Source organism: Aureimonas sp. AU12, assembly GCF_001463705.1.
GTDB lineage: Bacteria > Pseudomonadota > Alphaproteobacteria > Rhizobiales > Rhizobiaceae > Aureimonas.
The window spans coordinates 1-23246 of the sequence record NZ_BBWH01000056.1; the positions used below are offsets into that span (position 1 = coordinate 1).

Annotated in this window: 27 protein-coding genes; 11 read left to right on the forward strand and 16 right to left on the reverse strand. The window is 64.3% G+C overall.

Annotation, left to right across the window (positions count from 1 at the left end; translation table 11 throughout):
- Positions 1 to 8: 8 nt before the first annotated feature.
- Positions 9 to 443, reverse strand: coding sequence for a MucR family transcriptional regulator (locus tag AUL33_RS20865; RefSeq protein WP_062213090.1), 435 nt, complete (start codon positions 441 to 443; stop codon positions 9 to 11).
- Between the two features lie 305 nt (positions 444 to 748).
- On the opposite strand from AUL33_RS20865, the gene AUL33_RS22410 reads away from it, so the two are divergent.
- The 8 genes from AUL33_RS22410 to AUL33_RS20900 all read left to right on the forward strand — a co-directional run bounded on the left by AUL33_RS22410 (position 749) and on the right by AUL33_RS20900 (position 8109).
- A complete protein-coding gene (locus tag AUL33_RS22410; RefSeq protein WP_156419548.1) occupies positions 749 to 1186 on the forward strand; it encodes a hypothetical protein in 438 nt (145 codons plus the stop codon).
- Positions 1187 to 1336: 150 nt separating this feature from the next.
- Entirely contained in the window at positions 1337 to 2383 is a 1047-nt protein-coding gene (locus AUL33_RS20870) for a phosphoesterase (RefSeq protein ID WP_244492382.1), read from the forward strand.
- A complete protein-coding gene (gene uvsE, locus AUL33_RS20875; RefSeq protein WP_062213096.1) occupies positions 2380 to 3444 on the forward strand; it encodes a UV DNA damage repair endonuclease UvsE in 1065 nt (354 codons plus the stop codon). The genes AUL33_RS20870 and uvsE overlap by 4 nt, the downstream gene beginning before the upstream one ends.
- Positions 3445 to 3702: 258 nt before the next feature.
- Complete coding sequence (locus AUL33_RS20880) at positions 3703 to 5856, forward strand: M48 family metallopeptidase (RefSeq protein ID WP_244492383.1); 2154 nt, start codon at positions 3703 to 3705, stop codon at positions 5854 to 5856.
- On the forward strand, positions 5853 to 6503 hold the full coding sequence (locus tag AUL33_RS20885) for a hypothetical protein (protein ID WP_062213099.1): 651 nt from the start codon (positions 5853 to 5855) through the stop codon (positions 6501 to 6503). The genes AUL33_RS20880 and AUL33_RS20885 overlap by 4 nt, the downstream gene beginning before the upstream one ends.
- Before the next feature lie 70 nt (positions 6504 to 6573).
- Positions 6574 to 6903 carry a hypothetical protein gene (locus AUL33_RS20890; protein WP_062213102.1) on the forward strand — a complete coding sequence of 110 codons (330 nt, stop codon included), beginning with the start codon at positions 6574 to 6576 and terminating at the stop codon, positions 6901 to 6903.
- A gap of 40 nt (positions 6904 to 6943) precedes the next feature.
- Entirely contained in the window at positions 6944 to 7675 is a 732-nt protein-coding gene (locus tag AUL33_RS20895) for a Tsi3 family protein (protein ID WP_062213105.1), read from the forward strand.
- 5 nt (positions 7676 to 7680) lie between these two features.
- Positions 7681 to 8109 (forward strand): hypothetical protein, encoded by a 429-nt coding sequence (locus AUL33_RS20900; RefSeq protein ID WP_062213108.1) that lies wholly within the window; start codon positions 7681 to 7683, stop codon positions 8107 to 8109.
- Positions 8110 to 8886: 777 nt separating this feature from the next.
- Here the strand turns inward: AUL33_RS20900 and AUL33_RS20905 are convergent.
- Positions 8887 to 9615 (reverse strand): hypothetical protein, encoded by a 729-nt coding sequence (locus AUL33_RS20905; RefSeq protein ID WP_062213111.1) that lies wholly within the window; start codon positions 9613 to 9615, stop codon positions 8887 to 8889.
- 141 nt (positions 9616 to 9756) lie between these two features.
- Between AUL33_RS20905 and AUL33_RS20910 the strand changes: the two genes are divergently transcribed.
- Entirely contained in the window at positions 9757 to 10248 is a 492-nt protein-coding gene (locus AUL33_RS20910; protein WP_062213114.1) for a hypothetical protein, read from the forward strand.
- A 19-nt stretch (positions 10249 to 10267) separates the two neighbouring features.
- Here the strand turns inward: AUL33_RS20910 and AUL33_RS22875 are convergent, their stop codons facing one another.
- The 9 genes from AUL33_RS22875 to AUL33_RS20955 form a co-directional block, all read right to left on the reverse strand.
- Positions 10268 to 11080 (reverse strand): hypothetical protein, encoded by an 813-nt coding sequence (locus AUL33_RS22875; protein ID WP_062213117.1) that lies wholly within the window; start codon positions 11078 to 11080, stop codon positions 10268 to 10270.
- A 35-nt stretch (positions 11081 to 11115) separates the two neighbouring features.
- Complete coding sequence (locus AUL33_RS20920; RefSeq protein ID WP_062213120.1) at positions 11116 to 12267, reverse strand: hypothetical protein; 1152 nt, start codon at positions 12265 to 12267, stop codon at positions 11116 to 11118.
- 232 nt (positions 12268 to 12499) lie between these two features.
- A complete protein-coding gene (locus AUL33_RS20925; RefSeq protein ID WP_062213122.1) occupies positions 12500 to 13087 on the reverse strand; it encodes a hypothetical protein in 588 nt (195 codons plus the stop codon).
- 105 nt (positions 13088 to 13192) lie between these two features.
- Positions 13193 to 13597 carry a hypothetical protein gene (locus tag AUL33_RS20930; protein ID WP_062213125.1) on the reverse strand — a complete coding sequence of 135 codons (405 nt, stop codon included), beginning with the start codon at positions 13595 to 13597 and terminating at the stop codon, positions 13193 to 13195.
- Between the two features lie 71 nt (positions 13598 to 13668).
- Entirely contained in the window at positions 13669 to 13830 is a 162-nt protein-coding gene (locus AUL33_RS20935; RefSeq protein ID WP_202815324.1) for a hypothetical protein, read from the reverse strand.
- Between the two features lie 80 nt (positions 13831 to 13910).
- Positions 13911 to 14315 (reverse strand): hypothetical protein, encoded by a 405-nt coding sequence (locus AUL33_RS20940; protein WP_062213131.1) that lies wholly within the window; start codon positions 14313 to 14315, stop codon positions 13911 to 13913.
- Positions 14312 to 14755, reverse strand: coding sequence for a hypothetical protein (locus AUL33_RS20945; protein ID WP_062213134.1), 444 nt, complete (start codon positions 14753 to 14755; stop codon positions 14312 to 14314). The genes AUL33_RS20940 and AUL33_RS20945 overlap by 4 nt, the downstream gene beginning before the upstream one ends.
- A complete protein-coding gene (locus AUL33_RS22880) occupies positions 14755 to 15378 on the reverse strand; it encodes a hypothetical protein (RefSeq protein WP_156419549.1) in 624 nt (207 codons plus the stop codon). The genes AUL33_RS20945 and AUL33_RS22880 overlap by 1 nt, the downstream gene beginning before the upstream one ends.
- A gap of 71 nt (positions 15379 to 15449) precedes the next feature.
- A complete protein-coding gene (locus AUL33_RS20955) occupies positions 15450 to 16412 on the reverse strand; it encodes a DUF3829 domain-containing protein (RefSeq protein ID WP_192843249.1) in 963 nt (320 codons plus the stop codon).
- A gap of 650 nt (positions 16413 to 17062) precedes the next feature.
- On the opposite strand from AUL33_RS20955, the gene AUL33_RS20960 reads away from it, so the two are divergent.
- Positions 17063 to 17740 carry an AAA family ATPase gene (locus AUL33_RS20960; protein WP_062213142.1) on the forward strand — a complete coding sequence of 226 codons (678 nt, stop codon included), beginning with the start codon at positions 17063 to 17065 and terminating at the stop codon, positions 17738 to 17740.
- Positions 17741 to 18089: 349 nt separating this feature from the next.
- The gene (locus AUL33_RS20965; protein WP_062213145.1) at positions 18090 to 18599 is read left to right on the forward strand and encodes a DUF922 domain-containing protein; all 510 of its coding nucleotides are present in this window, start codon (positions 18090 to 18092) and stop codon (positions 18597 to 18599) included.
- On the opposite strand, the gene icmT is transcribed toward AUL33_RS20965, so the two are convergent.
- Genes icmT through AUL33_RS22600 form a run of 5 tightly spaced genes read right to left on the reverse strand, consistent with a single transcriptional unit; the run spans position 18585 to position 22875 of the window.
- A complete protein-coding gene (gene icmT, locus AUL33_RS20970) occupies positions 18585 to 18992 on the reverse strand; it encodes an IcmT/TraK family protein (RefSeq protein ID WP_019998612.1) in 408 nt (135 codons plus the stop codon). The genes AUL33_RS20965 and icmT overlap by 15 nt on opposite strands.
- Before the next feature lie 2 nt (positions 18993 to 18994).
- Complete coding sequence (locus AUL33_RS20975; RefSeq protein ID WP_062213148.1) at positions 18995 to 20494, reverse strand: DotG/IcmE/VirB10 family protein; 1500 nt, start codon at positions 20492 to 20494, stop codon at positions 18995 to 18997.
- Positions 20491 to 21537, reverse strand: a complete 1047-nt coding sequence (locus tag AUL33_RS20980; RefSeq protein ID WP_202815325.1) for a DotH/IcmK family type IV secretion protein — start codon at positions 21535 to 21537, stop codon at positions 20491 to 20493. Before AUL33_RS20980 ends, AUL33_RS20975 begins: the two co-directional genes overlap by 4 nt.
- A 1-nt stretch (position 21538) precedes the next feature.
- On the reverse strand, positions 21539 to 22177 hold the full coding sequence (locus AUL33_RS20985; RefSeq protein WP_062213151.1) for a type IVB secretion system apparatus protein IcmL/DotI: 639 nt from the start codon (positions 22175 to 22177) through the stop codon (positions 21539 to 21541).
- Positions 22174 to 22875 carry a thioredoxin fold domain-containing protein gene (locus AUL33_RS22600; protein WP_192843250.1) on the reverse strand — a complete coding sequence of 234 codons (702 nt, stop codon included), beginning with the start codon at positions 22873 to 22875 and terminating at the stop codon, positions 22174 to 22176. The genes AUL33_RS20985 and AUL33_RS22600 overlap by 4 nt, the downstream gene beginning before the upstream one ends.
- Positions 22876 to 23246 lie beyond the last annotated feature (371 nt).

The following is a 23246-nucleotide window of genomic DNA, read 5'->3' on the forward strand; positions in this document are numbered from 1 at the left end:
GCTTCTGTTTAGAAACCGTCCTCGAGCGGCTTGGCCTTGCGACCGAGGCCAAATGATCGCGCGAGTTCCGAACGTTTGGCCGCGTAACTTGCCGCCACCATCGGATAGTCGGCCGGAAGACCCCACTTCCGGCGGTAGGCGTCCGGAGTCAGGCCATAATACGTCAAGAGATGTCGCTTCAGCGACTTGAACCGCTTTCCATCCTCCAAGCAGATCAGGTAGTCGGGGTTCACCGACTTTCGGATCGGTACGGCCGGGACGAGCGGCTCGTCGGACGTTGGCGCCGGCTCGGGTTGCTTGCCGAGCGTACCCAGCGTGGCATAGATGCTGACGATGAAACCGGCGATCTCCTCGCGTGGCAGGTGATTGTTGCTGACGTAAGCGGCAGCGATCTCCGCCGTCTGCTCCAGGATCTTGGCTGCCTCGGCCGACTGCGATGTCATAAGTGGGCTCTCCATTTCAGCCTGATTATTCCGATCCGGACCCGGGGTTCGCACAGCTAGACGGGGAAGCCAACCGGTTATCGTGTCCGCCATCGCCGCTGTAGTTGCGAGGGTGACGGCGGGATGGCACAGTAAAGCAGCGTCGGCTGCAGGCCACCTCACGGCCCGCAGTCTGCGATGCCCTCCCCTTCTCTCGGACACTCATGAAGCGCTCACCGAAAGCCTTCGTCGTCGAGCACAAGCGACGCTCGCGGCGCTCCAGCCCAACCCAGCCGTCGATCTGGACGGGAGCCGTAGGTCGACAGATGCGCGAGCTCGCCTTAGCCAGTGATCGGGCGGACGCGTCGGCGCACTCTGACGCGCGCGAAGCGGCGCGCATCCGTGTAGCAACTGCGCCACCGGAGAATGGCGCACCGCGGCGAATCCTCGAGGCGCGGGTAGAGCCGATTGCAACCTGTCCGGACGTCGAACCTAACGATCCGGTCCTCCAGTCCGTCGTGTCGGGACAGCAGCAGATCGACACCGCGTCTGATGCATACGCACTTGGATCTCCTGTTGTCTCAGGTGCTACAACGGTCACGTTTCGCGATCAGCAGGAAAGGCCGGTGGCGTCTCAGCCCGCGCCGGTCACGTCCACCATTGAAGCGCCAACGACCCATTCGGTCCGGACCTTGCAGGAACGTCGGCGCGCGTTGCGCAAGGCGCTCCCCCTTCAGGACCGCTGGAAGTGGGACCTGCTCTAAGCCGCTGTTGCGCCGAAATGTGTATCGCCGAGAGTTACGGACTGCGGCTGTCTGCCGAGTGCTGGCGCTGCAGCACGACGGCATGCGACAGGATGTCGGGATCGTCTTACCCGTGGAACCGTTTTCATCGGCATCAACAGGATCGACGCGTTGCTCGGACGACAGAACCCCTCATCCTTCTTACAAGCCATACACCAGCAGGGAGACCGACCGCTTCTGGTTTGTCATAACGACGCGGACGGGCTTTCGGCCGGAGTCGTTCTGGCGAAGACACTTCGCCAAGCGAAACTGTCGCCTGTGATCCGCATTATCGGGAAAGGCGATAACGCCTATTCCGATGCCTTTCGCAGCGAAGTCGAGGCGTATCAGTCCCGTCAGGGGGTCACCGGCTTGATCCTGACGGATGTCGGCACGTCGACGGGTCCCGTGACCGAGATCATGCCGACGATCATCGTCGACCATCACGTGCCGACCGGGATCCCCGAGCATGCGACGGTGATCAGCGGTATCGACGACAATCCGATCCCGACCTCGAGCTTGCTGGCCTATCGTTGCGCCCTGACGGTTTTCGATGCCGAGGCGCTTCTTTGGCTGGCCGCCCTCGGCATCATCGGCGACATGGCCGAGAAGGACGGTTTCCCGGAGATGGAGGAAGCCAGGGCTTATGGCATCACCGCGCTCCGGAAGGCAGCCTCGCTTGTCAACGCGCCGAGACGCTCCTCGAGCGGTGACGCTTCGCCGGCCTTTGCGCTTCTGGAGCGGGCGACGGGCCCGAAGCAGGTCCTGTCCGGCGAGTTCGAGGAGACGGCGGTCCTGCTGGCGGCACGCGACGAGGTCCGCGCCGAGGTCGAGAAGGCCCGCAAGGCAGCACCGAAGATCGTCGGTCCCGTCGCCATCGTCCCCATCGACTCCGCCTGCCAGATCCATCCTTTGATCGCGCAGACATGGAGCGGTCGCCTCAAGGCTCCGATCGTGATGGCGGCCAACTTCGGCTACCGACCGGGCTGGGTGCATTTTGCCGCCCGCACCGGGCAGGACGCGGACATCCCCGCGTTCCTCGCCGGGGTGCGACCGCCCGGAGCCAACGAGCAATACGGCAAGGGCCATCGGCTCGCGTCCGGCGGCGCGTTGCGGGTTGCCGATTGGAACATCTTCGTTCGCACCCTTGGGTTCGGCCCGGAATTGGAAACCGCATGACAGCCACGACGACATCCACCCGCGTTTCCAGACTTGGCTTTCCCGTGAAGGTCATGGGTCGCGACGATCTCAAGAGCAACGACGCCCGGCGTTTCGTCAGCAACCCTCACCTAAAAGTGTCGCTTGGCTATCTCGACGCGATCCTCGACCATCTCGACCGGATCGACGTCAGGATGTACCGCATGTCGTCCGACATCGCGCCGTATGCCACCCACCCCGACATGCCGCAGTTCCACGGGATGGTGCGGGAAAGCTCAGCCGAGCTCGCCGCGTTCGGAGCGAAGGCAAAGCGGCTCGGCATCAGGCTCTCGTTCCACCCCTCGCAGTTCATCGTCCTCAACAGCCCCGACCCGAAACTCGTCGAAAAGAGCATTGCGGACCTCGTCAGCCAGGCCGAGATGCTCGACCTGATGGATCAGCCGCCCGAAGCCGTGCTGGTCGTCCATGTCGGTGGCACCTACGGCGACGTTCCGTCCGCCCGTCAGCGTTGGGTGGAAACGTGGCATACCCTCCCGGAGCCCGTGCGGCGCCGCCTTGTGCTCGAGCACGACGACCTTCGGTTCTCAACCGCCGACGTCCTGTGGATCAACGGGCATACGGGCGTGCGGTGCATCTTCGACCACCAGCATTTCTGGTGTCTCAACCCGGAACGGGCGGACATGCGCGAGACGCTGGCCGCGATCCTCGCGACATGGCCCGCTGAGCAGCAGCCGAAGGTGCACTTCTCGTCGCCGCGGACCGAGCTTCGCGAACAGATCCGGGTCGACAAGACGACGAAAAAGAAGACCACGCACTACGTCGCGCCCGTGTTTACGGGTCACGCTGACTTCTGCAACCCGTTCGAGTTCGCGACCTTCATGCGGATCGCAGAGGGTCTCGACTTCGACGTCATGCTGGAGGCCAAGGCCAAGGACATCGCCCTTCTCAGACTACGCCCAGACCTGCTGCGCTATGCTCCGGACGTCGCAGCCCGCTTTGGTCTCCAACCCTCCAAGGTCGGTGATCTGGAAGCTGAGGAGGACGCGGTGCTGGAGGAAGTTAAATTGGCGGGTAGCGCTTGAGTTCTCTGTCTCCTGAACCCTTCGCCGCGTCGCGCACCCGCCGGATCGTCAGGCGGTATCGGCAGTGAACTTGTAGACTTATTGTCTCACCTATTCCGAGCCTGAGCCAAGGGCTTTCAGAAGGCCACAGATTACGAATCTGCGGCGTCGCTAAAGTCGAGATAGCCGGTTTTCGCCATCTCAATCGGCAATCGCCAAAGCTGTCTCCGTCTGCTTTGACACTCTGATCGATGTTCGATCGAATGATGGGAGTGATTCATGACATCGACGCAATCCCCTCCTTCGCCCTTCTGGCGTCGCTCCCCCGTGTTCGGTCTCGTGGTCTGGCTTTTCGTGCTGCCGCTTGCGCTCGGAAGCCTTGGGGCATGGCAGATGCAACGGGCGACCGCGATGATCGAGGTGCAGGAGGCGTCCCGCGACGGTCTGCAGGAGACGCTTCGTGAGGTCCGCCAGATCGCCGCCGAGGATCCAGAAGCATCCCTTCGCTTTCAGGGGGACGGCCGCGACGTTCTCGTCCTTACGGCGTCCGAGGCGACCACCCGGATCGAAACGGCGCTGGCGAGCCAAGAGACCGATCTTGTCGTCGCGCGAACGCGCGTTCCGCTGGCTTGGGCCACGATCGGCGGCAGCCTCCTCGTCGTCGCCGGGGCCGGGCTGGGCCTCCTGGCGGCCCGTATCGCGGGGTGGCGGGCCCGGCGTTCGCGCGATCAGCTGATCGAGAGCTTCGGACGTCTGCGAGTGGTGCTGCCCGTCCTCATGGCCGCGGTGGTCCTCGGCTTCGGGGTCGCGCTCTTCTGCGCGACGTCGTTCGAGGCGATGAGCCTGTGGTTCTGGGAGCAGGTTTCCGGCAACGGGCTCAAGCTCGCAGGGGCCGGCATCGTGCTGGCGGCCCTCGCGGCCTATGGCGCGGTGATGGCCGTGGTCAGCCTGCGCCGGGTCTTCGATCTCTTCACGCCGCAGCCGATCGAGGTGCTGGCCCGAGTCGTCGGCGAGGACGAGGCGCCCGGCCTGTGGCGCTTCACACGCGAACTCGCCGCACGCCAGGGTGCTCCGATCCCCGACACGATCGTCGTCGGTCTGACGGAAGGGTTCTACGTCACCGAAGGGGCCGTTCGCGTCGAGCCGGAGGGTCGCCTCCTCGAAGGACGGACGCTGTATCTGCCCGCGCCCGCCCTCGAACTCCTGGACACCGCCGAAGTATCGGCCATCATCGGCCACGAACTGGCGCATTTCACCGGCGACGACACGCGCTACAGCCGTAAGTTCACGCCGATCTACGCCACGCTCTGGCGCTCGCTCGAGGCGCTTCACCAAGCGAACCGAGGCGCGATCGTGGTGCAACCCGCCACACGCCTCGGCTTTCATGCGATCGGCCAGTTCGACGTCGCCGTGGCGCATTGGAGTCGGCTACGAGAGTTCGAGGCCGATCGAAACGGCAGTCTCATCAGCAGGCCAGCGGGAGCGGCGTCCGCACTGATCCGTAGTTCCATTATCGAGCCGGCGGTTTCCTTCGTTCTGGAACGTGCCTTCCAGGCTCCGGAGGCCGCCGAAGACGACCTCGTCGCCGCCACGGCCCGGCTGACGGCGGAGGAAGGCTTCCCCGATCCCGCGGCTCATCTGGAGGACCGGCAGCCGCACCCGACCGACAGCCATCCGCCCACCAGCCAGCGGATCGACGCGCTCGGCGTCGCCATCGACGAGACCGTGCTGGCGCACGCCACCCGGCGCCCGGAGCCCGGCGTGCCCTCCTTCGGTCGCAAGGCCTTCGCCAACTGGGACGCGACCTGCCGCGCGCTCAGTCTCGACTTCCTGACACGGGCGCGCGGCGCGCATGCCGAGTATCGCGAGAGCCTTGAGACGGCGGCCGCGGCGGTCGGTGCCGAGGCGCTCGTTCTCTACGACAACGCCAAGCCGATGATCTGGGTCATGGGCATCGCCAGCGGCTTCTTCGCCATCATCGGGATCGGGGCCGTCCTGGCCGCGGCGCAGATCGGCTTCGGTCATGACGAGTGGGCGCAGGCCATCCTCGCCGCCGTCGGCGCCACGGGCTTCCTGGTCTTCGCGGCGATCGCCATCGTCTCCCATCGCCGAAGCCGCGCGCCCCTGCTCGTGCTGACGCCCGAGCATCTGGAGACGTCGCGGTTCCTCAATGCCATTCCCTGGACGGACGTCGAGCAGTATCAGGTCTATGCCAACCAGCGCTTCGCCCTGCAGCTGGTGTTGCACGAGGACGCTCCGCTTCCCGCGCGGCGCGGCTTCTGGTTCTACAGCAAGGTCAACCGCCGGCGACGGACGGTAACGATCGATGCCTTCGGCGTGAAGGGCATGAAGGTCGACGCCTTCTCGGAGCTGATCGGGCGATACCTTCACGCGGCCTATGCGCGCCGAGAACTGGTGACGCCGAAGGAATGAGCATCAGCGAGCGCGCCCCGCCCGCGCCCACGCTCGGACGGGCTGCTTTGCCCTTTCGAGGCGCGGCGCTCAGACCCGCCGTCGTGAGACGCGGGGGGCGAATCCGTCCGCTCGCGCTGGCGCTCGCCCTCGGGTGGCCGGCCTCGTCGATCGGGACGGGCGCTGCCGCCGCCGATGAGCCGCGCCTCGCCTACGCGCCCGTGAAGCTCGCCTCTCCCTTCCGGACGGATCGCGTCGGCGTGCACCTCGCCTTTCCGGGCGACCTTCCCGAACGAGGCGTGCTCGTCGTCGCGGGCAACGCCCTGTTGCCAAACGCAAGCTGGATTATCGTAGATCTGGACACTCGCACCACCCGCCGTGCGACCACGCGCCTTTCCGATGCGACGCATGGTGGCAAGCCGACGACCGTCATCGAACGCGACGTGAGCCGAGACCTGACGGCGAGCGAGACGGATGCGGTCGTCCGGGCCGCGAACGCCGTCTGGGCGACGAGGGATCCCGCGTCGATCGACGCGCCCGGGCCGACGGATGCACTTTGCAGCGTGGCTCTCTTCGATGGGTACGACGTGCTGCACGAGTTTGGCGCGACCTGCCCACGCACGTCGTTCGTGGAGACGGTCACGGCCTTGGCGGAGATTCCGCAATGACGGCGACTGCGATGCGTTACGTTCGGCCGTCCCGTGCCCGGTGTGCGCGGCCTTTAGTGAAGGAGGCCTGATGAACCGCGTCGGGTCTGCCACCGCAGGCCTCATGCTCGCCGGCCTGTTGATCTCGTCCGCACTGGTTCGAGCGGATGACGGCTCGATCGGGTCGGCGCACGAGGAGGCGGACGGCACTTTGGTTCTGCGGCTTCGCGCCGAAGCCGAGGATGGTTCGGCGCTCGGCGAGGGTGAGTTGCGCTATGCCCCGGAAGACCCCGACTACGGCCGGGTCCACCGCCATCTCGGTGCGATCCCACGGGGCGGCGAGGTTCCCTTGCGCCCCTTCCCGAAGACATGGATCGAGAGCCCGGCGATCACTCCGCCCCTCGACTGGCCAGCGAAATGACCGCTAGCGGCGGCAGATCGGCGCACGGGACATTCTCCTCGTGACGCCCTGGCGACGAACCCTCGGCCTTGCCGGTCTCGCGGCGCTTCTAGCGGTCGCCGCGATCGTTCGCGCCCTCTATGTGATGCCGGTCGGGACCGGTGAAACCCGAGCCTCGCCGGACGGGCGCTTCACCGCGTCGGTGATGGACTGGTCGGAGCGCGGTTTCCTCACCGATGCGCCGCATCGCTGGTTCGAGTACCGGGTCGAGGGGCCGGGCGTCCATCACGCGCTCAGCGGCAACCCGATCGACGGTCCCTCGTTCGGCTCGCGCTCCTCGCACCGCGTGATCCGGTGGGGCGAGGACGGCACCTTCGTCGACTTCGTGTTTCCGGACACGACCCTGAGGCTGACCATGGCGCCGACCGCCCCGTGCCGGCTCGTCGCCGACATCGCCGGGTTCGACGTCCGGCAGACCGCGGACGGCCTTCTCGTGCGACCGGAGGGCTGGCATGATCTGCGAAGGCCCTTCGAGATGACGGTCTCGCTTCGCCCCGGAGGCGAGGCCTCGCCCGGGCTCGACCGGCAGGTTCGGGTCGGGGCCGACCTCGTGCGCTACGCCGTCTCCCGCGAGGGCGGCGGGTCGGGGGGCGACGCCGTCACGATGCGAGCCGAACGGGCGTCGAAAGGGGGCATGCTTGCGTTCGAATGGCACGGTCAGGCAGATGCCGGCACCGAGCCGGACTGGACGCTGGCTTGGACGCTCCTCGGCGCGGTGGAATGCGGAACCTAGACAAGATGAAGCGGAATGCCACCCGGCGAAGCGACGCCGAATATTGGGGCCGCCTGCGCCGCGACCGCCGGTCGAACGCGGCGGCGATCCTTGCGGCGGTGGCGGCGCTCTTCGGCACGCTCGGCGTGATCACCGCCCTCGTCGATGCACCCCATCACGCCCCGCGCGCCGGCCTCCTATCCTGGCTGCTGATGCTGCCCATGGCATGGTGGGTCGGCGATCTCACGCGCTTCACGGCACGCGCCGTGCGGCTCTGGACCTCAGCGATGCTGCTGAGCGTCGGCGGGGCGGGCTTCGGCTTGGCTTTAGCCCTCATGCGGGGCGACGCCCTCCCCGTTCCCCTCGCCAATCTGGGTCTCGCCGGTCCCGCCGCGGTCGCGAGCCTCGTGCTGCGCCGTGGGAGCCTCGTCGAGCGGGAGGGACCGGCAAGGTGACTGCTCGTGATCGAGGGATCAACTTCCGCGCACGATCGGTCGTTGCGCGATGCTGCGCCGACAACGTATCGTCGCGAAATGACGTACGTGGGTTCAGCGTTTCCAGCTCTCCTCTCAGTTGGCTTGCCGGTTTCTGCGGCTCTCCCAAGACCAAAGAACGGATCTCGGGCTTACGGCCTAACGGCATGGCGGGCCTTCATCCATCTCGTTCGAGGATGCAGGTGAGGACGATCGGAGCCGCCGCCTCGTGAATTCCGGTGGTTTCGACAGCCGGGCTTGGACAGGCCCTGAACCCGAGCCCGCACGGCCCTATACCAGAGGCGCACGTGCCGCGTCCGTGACGTTCTTCCGCCTTCTGGCGTCGTAGCGAGGCGACATACGATCCATGCTCATCGTCCTGGTGCTTCCAGTCGTCTTCGTTGCGGGCTTTCTTGTGCTGATTAGGTTGCGACGGCGGTCGGGACGATGGACCGCTCTGCGCGGTGCCCCCTTTTGTTCCTGCTTGTACTCCGTGCGAGCTACGCTCTTGGCTTCGCCGCGATCAATGAGGATCCCTACTACGACGATAATGGATGGGCGGAATTCGTCGAGCTACGCTATCGCTGGGTCTAGGCTGCGGCGTTCGGAAGTTTGTTCGCCACCGTGATCGTGCCGAGCGCCTTCGCCTTTCGCGCTGTCTGGCTGTGGTGGCAGAACCGCGAATGCCGTGATCGAAACGATGCCGCGCAATAAGAGGCTGTCTGAGGCTTTCGTCACGGGTTGGCGAGCTAAGCCGCTTCAATCGTCCGCCTGTCCCCGACCAACCGCCGCCAAGCCCTTCCTGAAAGCCAGTCGTTCCACAGACTTTCCGCTAGTCAGGTTTTGAAAGGCGATGTCCCGCAGGCCCGCCGCCATCACCCGCGCAGCGAGATCCTCCGTTGCCAACAACCGACCTTTCGCATCGGCGAACAGGGGTTCCGGAGCTTTGAAGCCACGTTTCCAGACGGTACGACGCGGCGGCGCATGGGGCCCTTCGACAGACATTTCCCATTCCAATGTCGGTTCACCATCGGCACCGCGGTCAGGCTCCTGTCCGTACATGGCGGCCATATCGACCGGGTCCGCGCGTTGCACCGCTCGAAACGCGCGATAGTCCGCCTCGACGGCCGTCTCGGCGCTCCCCGCTTTCATATCCACAGCGCGATATTCGATGGCATTCGATCCGAGAGCGAGGGCCTCGCGAAACCGCGACGAGGCGAAATAGAGTCCGAACCAGATGAAATCCGGCGCAAATCCTTCCTGGCGGATCAAAAGGCGCGGCGTCTCCATGGTGGCGAACCAGTGCGTGTCGTCGCATCCGATGTCGGGAGCATGGCTCGTGACGGAGGCGAGGTTGGGAAGGGCGAAACGCGGTGGCCGGCTTCGCTCGAGCTTTTCCAGCTGACGCATGGAAGCGAAGGACGGCAGCATGGCCCAAAGAACGGACGCGTCCCGGTCCGCGCCTGGACCATCGATCGGCTCCTGCATCTGTTTGCCCCCATCTTGGCGCCAGCCCGGATGCCGCCGATCCGGTGCCGGGCTCTCCCTCGCATCATAGGTGTTGCGGCAGACCTCGCAAACGACGAGGGTCGAGGCCGCCCGTGGTTCTCCGAACAAGACGAGGTCGCGATGCCGACGTCCCGCAAACGATCCCGGAAGGCCTCCGGCGCGGACCATCAGCTCGAGCCGATCAGGAACAAACCGCTTCTGCTTGTGATGTCGGTCGGCATCGCCGTCATGGGTTTCAGCCTGGGCTCCTGGAGCCTTGCGGAGATACGATCGCTCGTCACGTCCCTTCGCGCGGGCGCGGCGGTCGTGGAGACCATCAACGTCCTATATGCCTTGCCGGTGCTGGCATTTGCCGTCCTGGCGATAGGGGGACTGTTCGGCATCGAGTTGTTGTCGAGGCGGTGGGCCGAGCGTATGGGCACGGCCGTGATGGCGGTGCTGCTCGGCACGATCGTTCTCGTCCCCCTGTTGGGACTGACAGGCGGCATGCTGAACTCACTCTTGATGATGCGCTCCGGCTACGAGCTTTGCGATACGCGCTCGGGCACGCGCATCACTTGGACCCTCTGGGCGAAAGCGCCGACAAGCTGCGCAGCCGCTGCCGATCGGTGAACGCGGCAAAAGCGCCTTCTTAGGCTGGATGCTCACCCCAAGCGCCAGGCCAGCGGGCGAAAGTCCTGGCCAGCCAGACCTCCTCGTTCTCCAACACGAAGAGGACGTAGCGCTCGGGGTCGGGCCAACCGTGCCAGTCGCGTTCGAGGACGATCCACTGGCGGCCGTTCCCTTCGGCGAGGGCCACGGCGGTGTCGGCGAACCGCTTCATCGTCGGATGCATCAGGATCTTGCGGTTCTCTTCGACGCTCGGCGCACGCCAGCGCAGCGGCGAGCGTCGCGCGCGGCGAAAACGCCGCCACCATCGCCATTCCTCCGCAAGGCTCTGGCCGAGCCCGTCCTCGCCGCCCAGCTCCTCCCCTTCGCCGAGACCTTTCCGGCGGAGAACAAGACTGACTGCCGCGACGAGAACGGTCGCCCCGAACTCACCGAGCGACGGAAGGAACAGCGCGGTCGGCCTCAGGAAGAGACCGGCCCCGGCGGCCGCGCAGGCGAGAAACAGGAACACGGCGCGAAACCGCGCATCACGCGCGATGAAGCCCATCCAGCCGCCGATCCATAGAGCCACCGGCAGGACCAGGAACCAAAGGGCAAGAGCGGTGCGGTTGGCTTCGCGTGGCCACGCGTCCGCCAGCGTGAAGGCGAGACTGATCGTGCCGAGAAGCATCGCCAGCGCGGCGAGGATCGCAGCCCGGTCCGATTGCTGGCCTCGATGAAGCCAGCTGTCGTCGCTTGGGGCCCCAGCCATGGAACGGTTGCCTTCGTCGCGGTCGCGCCGTCCGACGTTTGACCAGCGCAACATGGAGGCGGCCGGTTCGCGGATGTAGCGCAAGCTTTGAATGTTTCGCCATCGGCGAGACAGTCCGATCAGGTTGGCTCCCCGGGCGCATCGTAGCTCCTGTTCGCCGCGCTCTGAACCATCGAGATGGCGACCGGCGGCAAGAAAACGGTCCAGCCGACGAGCCAGGCGATCGAGATCGCCTGGCCTTTCCCGCTCCCCCGGGCGCGGTCGTTGAGAAGATCGGCGAGCGTTATCAAGAGCACCGGCATGCCGAACGGCACGAGAAGGGCGACGGGAACGGCGGCGAACGGCGTGAGCAGGCGCTGCGAGGGAGCCGCGCCCGCCAGTTCGCCGTGAATGCGGTAGAGCCAGACCGCGAGGTAGACGAGAGCGCCGAGCGTGATGCAACCGATCGTGAACGCCAGCGCGACCTTCAGAGATGGGATCTCGTCCGCTCCCGAGCCCGCCAAGGTCGCCGGAAGCATGACGAGGCCAGCCGCAGCCGAGGCAGCAAACGGCGCGAGCAGGACCGCTGCGACCGCCAAGGGCGAGCGCCGGCGCGGCCGACTCGGTCGATGGCGGGGAGACGGAGCATCCTTGAAGCCCAAGCCGCGCGCCGGCACGAGCACGGCGATCGCCAGAAGCAGACAGGCGACCATTCCGCTCACCACGCCCCATCCGCCGACCTGCTCGTAGAGCATGGACGCCCCCATCGGCGCCAACATCGCTATCAGAACCGTGGGCGAGAGAAGGAGGAGTGCGCCGGCGAAATCGGTGCGGCCGGGGCGCCCTCCCGTCAGGAAGACTGCTAGTGCGAGGGAAAAGACGCCCTGGGCGGCGCCGCAGGCGAGCCCGAACACGATCAGGAAGGCTGGAAACGACCAGAACCCCGGCAGGAACAGGAAAGCAGTCGTGATCACGGCGCAGGCGAGACACGGCCAGATCAAAGCGGCCCGGCCATTCCGAGGGGCTACCACGAAGGCGAGAAAGGCACCGACGATCCAGCCCATGCTGATACCAAGGTGAAACATGCCGATGGTCTGATAGGTGCTCGCAGCGTCCATCAACATCAATGGGAGAACGGTGCCGCCCCCCTGCCCGCCAAGCGCCACGAGCATGGATGACAGGAAAAGCGCCCAGTACCGATAGGTGCTGAGAAAGTCGGCGAGCGTCCAACCAGGCGGGCCGCCAGACTGAAAGCCGCGGCCGGTGGATAAAGCGTTGTTACCGGTCGTCATGTTGGTCCGTTGGAGCTTTAAGCGGTGATGCGCGAGGCGGCCAGGCCGGAGCGGCGCATCATGCCGAAAAGGCGATCTCGGTCCACCGCGAGCGCGGCAGCACCCTGCCCTATGAAAAATCATTCCCACGATCTGACTGAAGCTCACGTTCTCGATCGAGGTCGAGGCACATGGTCGGCTTCTCACTCCATGGGCGTCCCGACTGTAAGGATCGGCAGGGCATGGTTCGGCGTCAGTCTGCCGACATCGGCGGCACGCTTATCGCGCCGAGCGTCGCGACGTTGGCACCGCGTTCAGTGCGAAGGCGCTCGAGGAACGGTGCGATCTCGTCACCATAGGCCCTGCGGCTAACGCCGATGAGCCATCCGCCGAGTTTTCCCTGCGGGTTCTTGCCAGAGACGTAGCGGTAGGCATTCCACTCCGCGATCCGCGTTCCTTCCTCCGTCTCTCCCGACATGAGGAAGTCGAGGATGATCCCGTCTCCCTCGTTCGTCAGCAGGATCTCATAGTTCACGAAGGGATCCATTGCGCGACGTTCGTCGAGCATCTGAGTTTGGGCGCGAACGACGTCTGCTGGCTTCAATTCGCCTTCCATGAACTCGACGAGCATCATCGTTTCGTAACGATCGAACGTCACGCCCTTCGGCAGGTACTCCTGCTTCACGTAGCCCGGCTGCGGCTCGTCGGCTGATGCAAGAATGTAGGACGTGTCAGCGAACTCGATCGCGCACGGCACCCCAAGACGATCCTCGGCAGCTGATGCCGGTCCCAGCAGGAAGAGGCTGATGGTGAGAGCGGCGAGGCGGAGAGAAAAGCGCATGGGGCGGACCTGTAGCGGAATCCTGGGTGTCGACCGTAGCCCGAAACGCGTCTTCGCAGCACCCCCGGCTACGGTCCCAAGTCGTCGCGACGAACCTCGGCGGCTTCACGACGCCCCGGACCGCCACCATGAATGTCCGGTCGCCACTCCGCCGACGAGACCGAGCGGAGCCATCCACACCCCCTCGTAATTGCCGTCGAGCAGGAATGGCAGCACACAAACCGCAAGCCCAACGATGCCGCCTGCGAGACTGTAGGACAGGTCGCCTGCATAGCGTGTTCGCCGGATGACGAAGTGAAACGGAAGGCCGATCACCAGCGAAATGCAGGCGACGATCGGGACGATGACGAGGATCGGTCCTGATGCGACCATCAGCGGCGTCCAGGGGTTGCCGTGGCCGTTCACGGTATCGACCGCGAGAAAGCCGGCCAGCACGACCGTGGCGATGGTCAACGGGATCCCCACGACGGTGGAGCCGATCAGGATCGAGTGGAGCAGCCTGCGCATCATCGTCGGTTTCGGGTTCGCATGCAGGAACGTCGGAAGCCGACGCGGAGAGGAGATGCCTTCTGCTCGATTCGTCAGCCGTGCCTTCGACGGTTCCGATAGATCAAGGCGAGCACCGCGGCGATCATGACGAGATCAAGCGGCAGCAGCCACGGTAGGGGATCGGTCCACTTGTCCATGTTGGTCGTGCGGCCGTAATAGGGCGCCCCCGAACCATAGGCGCCGATCAGGGTCACGGCGTTCAGGCAAACGACAACGAACAGAAGGAAAAGGACGAGGATCGTCCGAGCGATCCGTACAGGTGCGCCCGACCGTCTCATCCCGCGACGACGTCGACGAAGCGGCCATGCACCCAACCCGAGCGGCAGGGACCGTCGTAGGGCGAACGCGTCTGCCTCGGCGAGGACAGGCCGCAATCGGTCTGCGTTCCGGGTGCAGGGTAGACGATCCCGAGCCACGGACCGCGTTCGTCGCAGATCGTGACGAGTGCGCCGGCACCGAGGCGATCGAGTTCAAGGCGCTGCGAACCCGGCCCATTGCGAACGGAAAGAAAGTTGTCGCCCTTCGGATCGAGCCGAACGATCTGCCCGAGGCTTGCACAGGCGTCGAGTTCCGCCTCGCCCCCGACCTCGACGGGCTCCAAGCCTTGCGCGCTTGCCGACGTCAGAAGCGCGAAAGCCAGAAGCGTCGTGATCGACGGAAGTGGGAAGGCAAGCTTCATTGCAAGTCCTCGTCGGTTGGCGTCAGGCCCGTCAGTGCCCGAAGCCGCCAGATGCGCTCGTCCCACCACCGGTCGACGTCCCCACGCGCCGGGTTGAGCGGCAGGTCGAACACCATGGAGCGCGAGACCCTGTGCGTTGTCCATCCGGTCGCCCCGCCAATTGTCCCATAAAGTTGCAGCATGACCAGGGAGGACACACCGCGAATGGCGCCATGATCGTCACGCAGGACGATCCATCCGGGCCCGTCCGATCCTCCGCCCGGCATGGCGAAGAGGCGCGGACGGCCGCAGATCGTCACGCTCCATGCACCGCCGGGCTGCGCTTCCGTGAGATAGGGCTCACTGCAGGCCAGTCTTCCCTGTGGCGCCAGAACCACGGCGAGGGGTACGCCGACGGCCACGGTCAAACCCAGCCGGCGGAACCACTTGGCGCGACGCATTACGGACCCGACGATGCACTCAATGTGACATCGGCCTCCCGAAGCCATCCGGTCACCCGCCCATCGGCGGCTTCGAGATACTCGACATGGATCCAGCCGGGACGCCGAGCCAGCACCGCGACGGGGTCGAACCGGACGAGATAGGGGCGCCTGCGTCCCGGCGCAGCCGGAGGGGAAGGGTGGAGGATTGCCCGCCCGGCAGTGACGAGTCCCGCTCCGATCCAGTCGTCCCGCCGCTCGTCTAGGAGAAGGTCGTACGGTGCGTCCCTCATGTCGCCGCTCGCCATCAGGCAGCCCCCATGGTTCTTCTCGAGTTGGAGGTTTGGCTCTGCGCCAAGTCGAAGCTCGCCGCGTATTCGCTCGGCCTCACCGGGAAACCATGTGACAACATCGGCCTCTCCACCCTCGAGGCGGCCTTCTAGCAGGAACAAGCAGCCGAACTGCGGCGCTTCCGGCGTGCCGTTGCCGACTCGACGCTCGGCGAAGACGCCGTTCACCGCTCCGTCTTCGCCTACGATCAGCGCCAGCGGGCCGTAGCTTCCCGACAGCATCGGCGAGGCACTCGACGGGACGGACGCGAGGAGCAGCGCGCCGAAGCCGAGGAGAGAAAGACGAAAGGTCATGGCGTCCCCAATTCCTTGATGGCCGCGATCCTCCGCCTGGCCCCTCAGGACCATTGTCGCCGACCCCTCCCTTAGCAGGAGAAGGGCTGATTGAGCTCGAAGATCATCATCGAGAAGTTCTGCTGAAGACCGTTGAACTCCTGCTGCAGTACGAAGGACGGCGTGCCGGCATCCCGGTCAAACCGGCCTTCCTCGGCGCTCTGGACCGCCTTGCGCCCGTTTGCGATCACCAAGTTGGCGCTGCTCTGAAGGGCCGGGCACCCTTCCGGCTTCTTGGTCCGGACGGCACGGTCCCAGTTCTCGACCATTTCCGCCATCTCGTCGAGGTTCTTGGCAAACGCCTGCCGCGTGGCGACGTCGTCCGGTTCGGTGAAGACGGTCAGAACCTCCTTCATCGCCGCCTTGCCGCGCAGAACGATACCAGCACGGTAGCGTTCCACGCTGCCCTTTGGCGCCCGGTCGTAGGCTTCCTGCGTCAGACGCGCGTCCCGCGCTTCGATCCTGTCGAAGAAGACCGTCTCCGCGTCAACAACCTTGCGGAGCGATGCAACAAAGGCCGCATCCTCCGCTCGCGCCTTCGCGCCCTTGTCCGTTAGGAAGCCCTTGGATTGGGCGTAGTTGGCCAGCTCGTTGTTGATCGGCTCGAAGGTAGCGATGGCACTAGCATAGTCGCGAGCCGCCGGGTCGAGCTCCGGGATCGAGCCGGCCAGTGCGCCCGCGCTCTCCAGCCGGGCACGGATCTTGGTGACGTCCTGGACCGGAACCACGGCGTAATCCTCCAATGGACGATCACCGGCGAGCTTGGGGGCGACAGTGTCTTGGTAGGTCTGAAAGGCCTTTGCAAACGTGCCGGAACTCTCATTGGCAGCCGTGATATAGGCGTTCGACTTGGCGATCTCCGTCTGGTCGGCCGACGAGCCTTGCGCCGCAATCCCTAGCGTCGCGCTGTTCTTATCCTCGGCGTTACAGCCGGCAAGGCAAGCGACCGCCAATAGCGCAAACCCTATCATCCTTGCGCGATCGCGATATCGCATATCCCCCCTCCCCTGCCTTACCAATGACAACGCAAGGCATCCATCCATTCGTCCGTGAAAGAGAACCACCACTGCGAGCGACGTCCTTTCGCACAGCAAATGTATTGCGGTTGCACCGACCCGGCCAGACCGTAGCTGTTTCGGGACACAGGATAAGGTCGGTTTTGGCGCTCGCTGGCAGATTTTCGTAACAGTCAGGACCCCTGATAGAGGCTTAAAAAACGCTCGCCGACGCCTCAGATTGCATTCCCGTTCTACCAAACGTTCCTAAACGCATGCGATTTGACGCACGTTCACCTGAACGCATTCAAACGCAACATAACGCCAATGCTGGCTATTGCGTGCTTGCAAAGGCAACTAATATCAACTAAACGCACTTGCCAGCCTTTGCATTCACTCAAACGCATTAACACGTAACATGATGCCGTGCCTTGCAAATGCGTGCTTGCAAAGGCAATGCATATCACGCAAACGCAATCGCGAGCTCTCGCGTGAAAGTGCCCGCGTTTTAAGGCATCCTACAGCTTTTGATTGCCATATGATGTATCAGAAGGCATCTAATGGCTTTAACGAGGCAGCCGACGCATCAGGGCGTATTCAGAGTTCGCCGAGCGAAATAGCGGCAAAGCATTGGACAGAAGGGGGCAAAAGTGCAGGTGATCGCAGTAGCAAATCCAAAGGGCGGAGCCGGCAAGTCGACCACGGCCCTTCTTCTGGCGACAACGCTCGCAGAAGCTGGCGCTGCTGTGGTGATCCTCGACTGCGATCCAAACCATCCGATTGCGGAGTGGAGGACGGGAGAATCAAGGAATCCTGTGGTGGTCTACGGGGATGTAACTGAAAGCACCTTACATAAAAAAATTCAGGAGGTGCGGGACACCACCCAGTTTCTTATTATTGATCTCGAAGGCACGGCAAGCCGGATGACGTCTCGGGCATTCCAGCGAGCGCACCTCGTTCTGATCCCGATCCAACCGAGTACGGTTGATGCCAATCAGGCAGCGCGAGCCATTCAGCTTGTAAGGGAAGAGGAAGACGAGACAGGCCGGACCATTCCTTATCGAGCGGTTTTCACTCGCACGGCAGCGTTGATTGAGTCGCGAATCGAACGCGAGATCGCGCAAGACCTGCGCGACGCAAATGTGCCTTGCTTGAACGTCAAGCTTTGCGAACGGATGGCTTACAAGGCCATGTTCACCCTCAAGAAGGCTCTGAGTGAAATGGGCAACGCCAATGTCGCCGGCGTCCCGAAAGCGATAGAGAACGCTGAGCTATTCACTAAGGAAGTGGTGACGGTTCTAACCGAGGAAGTGCAGGTGGCAGCATGACCGGGCTAAAGGATCTAGTCGCAAGGGTTCCCCCAGCTAGGCCTATCGAGGACGGTGGTTCACGGAATGACGCGGCAGCGGAACGGCTGGGATTCAAGTCGCGCGAGCCAGAAGAGCGTGTATTTCGGCGCGAAAGGGATACCGAAGCGAGCGTAAGCCTCAACATGCGAGTTAAGCTTTCGGTTTCAAACGCCTTCGTGACGTACTGCCAAGAGAACAATCTCTCGTATCCGCAGGCAATAACGAAGATGATGCAGGACCTCGGGATCTACAAACCCAAGGGTTGAACATGCGACTTCAACCATTCTTGCCAGCAGTCCTTGGTTTACTGCATTCAGGGACTGTAGCCTTGGCCGAAGATTTTGTCGACGGTCGGGTCGAGACCTATCCGATACATGGCCAGACCCGCCAGGAGTTGCGTGACGCGATCACCCAGGCCTCAGGCGCGCTGGGAAACGGAGCGCATGGGGCGGCGTCCGCGACGTTCAAATTCGTGCCGCAGCTCGACTACCTCGAGTCCGAAAACGGTTGTGTCCTGAGTGATGTTCGGGTGCGCCTGGAAGCGGCGATAACGCTGCCCGAATGGGTTTCCTCTCGCGGAGCCGATGAAGCCACGGTCGGAGCCTGGCGACGGTTCGAGCGATATGTGAAGGCCCACGAGGCCCGGCACGAAGCTATCGCGGCCGACTTCCGACGGACCATGGAACGGGAGCTGGAGGCGATCGGCGTCATGGAAAGCTGCCCGGCGCTCGGCCGGGAAGCTGTGGCTATGGTCGCCGACGTGGAGCGAATGCACGACGAGGCGCAGATAGCGTTCGACCGCGAGGAGCGGATCCGCTCGTCGCTACTCGGCCGGTGAAGGAGAGGGGAGGGGAGCCGACGCGCCCCTCCCAGCCTTTTCCGGCGCCGGCACCGGCATCTGCCGAATGCCACGAGCCCCAAGCGTCGGATGTCCCTCAAAGCCGAAGTCGACAGCGTGACGGTAGCGTGACATGGGGCGCGCGGGACGGACGGGTCCGGCCAAACGCGCCCGGACGCCACGGATCGAAGACGAGAAGCGGTAGCCGTAGCGCTCCATCCCCCAAAACAGGAGGATGCCGATCACGAGGAGCAGCGCGGTCCAGACCCGGAGATGCAGGAACAAGAGCGCCACGAAGAAGATGAGCCTCGCGTCGAAGATCGCGAGGCGTGGGTTCTTCATCGTGTAGCGCCACTCGATCGGCTTGCCGAACAGGCCGTCGTTGCCTTCCATGGTCAGAACCGCTGGACGTTTTCGGTGAAGAGGACGCCGATCAGCTTGCCGGCGTTGAGGCGCACGATAGAGCCGCGCGGTCCCATGTCCTCGATCTCGTTGGCGAGCTGATCGCCGACTTCGCCAGCGCCGGCGTAGAGGCCTTCCTCGATATTCGCCTTAGGCCGGGCGATCCCGGCCCCTGTGAGACCAAGGGGCACGATCGTCTGCTCGGTTTGCGAGAGGGCTCGGCCGATCCCGCTGAGAAAGGCGCCAGCGAGCTTTGGAGCGTATCGCTGGAGAAGGCGGGCATCGTATTCGGACTTCACCGCGAGCGTGCCTTTGGCGGCGTCGATCGCATAGGCTTTGGCATCGAGGTTCGTACCGTCCTGAAGGACGACCCGATCGAACTGGACGACCATGGCCGTGGTCTCGCGGTTCTCCTTGAACGAGCCAAGGAGACGCGCGCCCTTGAGGGGACCGCGCATGACCTTAGCGACGACCGGCCCTGGTGTGTCGGTGTCGGAGCCGTTGACGATCACGGCGTAGGCGATGGAGCCGGCGGCTGCATAATAGTCGCCGGTGAACACGGGCGCGCCTGTACCGTAATGCCGTCCGCTATCGACCTGAAGGCGCGGCTCGCTCTCGGTCGGAGCCACCGAAAGGTAGGGAAGAGACGTGTCGAGATCGGCCTGGTAGCTGGTGTCCTGCGGGATGGCCTCGACAGGAGAGGCATTCGGATTGCGTGTGGCCTGACGTTCTCGCTGCGAGCGCGTCTCGCGGCGAGGATCCCCGCTGCTATCGAGAACGGTCTGAGGCGATCCCGGCGCGCGGACCTGAACGCCTGTCGGGCGTCCCTTGGGATCGACATAGAGTTCCTGCTCGATGACGATCGTGTTCTTGGATTTGCCTACCTGCCAGGACCCGGACAAGCCGTTGCTCTGTGAGGCCATGCGCTTGGCCATGGCGTCGATGCTGGCCCAATCGGTCTCGGGCTGAGGCGGCATTTGGTTGGCGACATTGGAGATGAGGCGATCACGGTAGACGATCTTCTCCTTCACCTCGACAAGACGCTGGTTAGCGGGAGGCAGCTTCGGCTCTACGACCGGGATCGGCTCCTTGGGCGGTTCGACGGGCCGGGTCGGCTCGTCAGGCGTCGCGAGGAAGCTTTGTCCCGGCGTCATGGCTGCCTGCTGCGAGCCCTGCTGGTTCGAATTGGCGAGCGACTGGCGGTAGTTTTCGGAAGCAGCAAGCTGCTGGCCTGCGGGCGTCGTGTCGATGTTCCTAAGAACATTGACCATTCGCGAAGCCGATCCATCGCTGCCACGGGCGAAGACCGTGTAGACGGCGCCCGCGAGGAGGGCGGCCATGCCGACGCCGAGGATCACCGGCGCCTTGCTGCGGCGCGGCTTGGCGCGGTTGATCGTGCTGGAGCTGGTCAGGCTCGTATCGGGATCGGGGTTCACCACCTTGACGTCCTCGCCGGCATCGTGTCCGTCGATCGGGGCGTTCTCGTCGCTCATTGGGTGATCCTGACCTTGGTGACTTGGCCGTTGCGCGAGATCAACGCGACCGGGGCGGGACGCAGACGATAGGCTTTGATGCCGCCCGGCCCTGCGAGGGTCGCGGACCAGGACGGAGCCATGAGGGTCTGGTTGGTGCGGATGTAGAGGTTGCCGTTGAAGTGCCAGGCCGCGACGTCGCTGTCGTCGGTGGAGAGCTTGCGGGCGGTCTTGGGAATGTCGGAGCCCTGGACGAACGCCATCATGAGTTCATCGGAGGCGGTCTGCTTGGGCTCGCGGGTCTGGACGGCCGGGATGATGGCGTTCGGGCCGCGGCCGTTGACGGAGAGATCCAGGCGATAGTGCGAACGAGCCTCGTTGGTCTCGAGGTCGATCACGAGAGGCTGGTCCTCTTTGACGAGCGAGACGGCGAGGTTGGAATAGCCATGGGCGACCAGGGGCGAAACGGCGAGCTGGTTGGAGCCTTCCTGCATTGCATAGACCTGAAACGCGTCCTCGCGCCCGACCACGAAACTGGCGATCGGCCATGGGGCGCCGGTCTGGTCGAAGAACGAGATGATGGAGACCGTGCCGGGAGAAGTGTCGAGCTGCGGTGTCGGTCCACGGGTGTCGAGCGAGACACGGAGCGACTGCGTGATGGCCTGCGGGCGGATACCGGAAGGGGGAAGAGCGGCGGCGAGCTGGCTCTCGTTGAGCCGGCGGCGATAGTCGCGGATCATGTCGGGGTTGAGCGGGAACTGCTCGCGAAGCGACTGCCCGTAAGCCGTGATCTCCTCAGGCGACAAGGGCCGATCGAGGTCGTTGAGGCTGTTCAGGAGGCGACGTGATTGAGGCGCGGGAACCTGGCCGCGCTGCGAGGCAGATGGAGAGCCGCTGGGCGCAGTCTGCTCCACGGCGGCATTCTCGGCGGTTTCTGGTGTCGCGCCGTCAGAAGGCGATGTGGATACGACCGGCTCCATCATGACCGGCGATCCCTGCTGCGCCATCGCAACAAAGCCGGAAAGAAGGACGACGATCGCAGCGGCGGAGACGGATCGTGCCATTTTACCCGCCTGCTGCTGCATTGAACTGCGAAATGGCGATGCCATAGGGCGTCTCGTAGGTTGGGAGGCGGGTCAGCCGAACCGTGACCATGTTGGACTGGCCCGTGACTTCGGAGGCGGATTGGTACGTGATGCGGATCGGCATCTGGACGATCCACTCATACGAACCGCTGGCATTCGGACCCTGCCTGACGATGACGGGCGTCTGTACGATGGCGCTGGAGTTGAAACGACCGTTGCGAACGAGGTCGAGCGCCTTGGACTTCTGGACGGCCTCGACGAATGAGTTCCAGCCGACGGGCTGGCTGAAATACTGCTGCGCCTCCTGAAACTGAGCGCGGTAGTTGTCGAACGAATAGGTCAGCGAGTTCGTCACGGCGCGGGCTGCGAAGTTCAGAACGTCGGCGGACGACATATGCGGGCGATCCAGCGGCGTCAGCGGCTGGATCTGGCCGTTGGTCGTGGTCGCGAAGTAGCGCGGCTCGGGCCGGGTCAGCGCGAGGTAGACGGCCGAGCCGACACCGACGCACGCGACCGCGGTCGCGACGGCCGCGTAGATCGCCATGATCTTGTAGGCCGCCTTATAAGTGCTGGCCCGCATCAGGACGCTCTCGGCGTTGCCGAAGCCGGTGGAACTCATGGCTGTGACCCTTGTGCGACCTGACCGGACCCGCGCGCGGGAAGGGCGCTGGTCAGCATGTCGTCCTTGACCTCACCGAACTCGACCTTGCCGCCCTCGGCGGTGGTGTAGATCCAGAAGGGCACGCCCTGGACGCCGTTGGCCCGGATCCATTCGACGTTGCGCTGCAAGCCGCGAACGATATCGGGATTGATCTCAGCCGGCGCCAACACCTTCAGGGTGCTGGGGTTCGATGTGGTTTTGGAAAGCTCGTGGCTAAGGAAGTCAGCGCCGGGGTTCTGGCTTTGAAGGACGGAAGCCGCCTCATAGACCGCTTGCTGGCTGCGGATCGGGGCGAGGATCACGCGCAGGTCGATGTCGCCAGCTTTGACCTTCTGCGCCAGGATGTCGACGGCCTTGGCACAATAGGGGCAGGTCGGATCGGCGATGAAATAGATCGCGGGGGCGCCGGGCTTCGGGGTGCCAGCGCTGAACCAGACGCTGAAGTCCGTGGCCTGCTGGAACATCGCGCTCGCAGTCTGCGCCTTGGCCATTGTCAACGGCGGTGGTGTCGCGCCGACGGTAGCCGAGGCTGGCGAGACGGTCGGGGATGCAGCAGGCGAGGCCTGCAAAAGGGCTGACGCAGATGGGACGGTGGCCGGCGGCGGCACGAAATCGGACGGCTGCGGGATTGAGGAAGGCGACAGATTGCTGGCCAACGGCGGAGCCGTCGGTGGGATTGGCGTCGATAGTCCGGAAATTGCAAGAAGCGCGCTCGAAATGTCTTGTCCGCCAGGGCCGATCAGATCCCCAACGATCGTGAACCCGTCTGGCGTGGTCACAGCAACCCGTTCTTGGCGACCGTCTGAAACGACCCACGATTGCATCGAGCCTAACGGCATAGCCGGACGAACATTCTGAAAACGCTTCAAATTGTTCGGAACCGCCAATGCCAACCCCTGGCTGTCTTGCGCCATCGCGAAGGGTGTAGCGGCGACGCTACAAGCGAGCGTCAGGAGTAACCTTACCATTGCGATAATGCCCCAATGCACGAGGGAGTATGTTAACAACCTATACGGGGCCTGGCAGG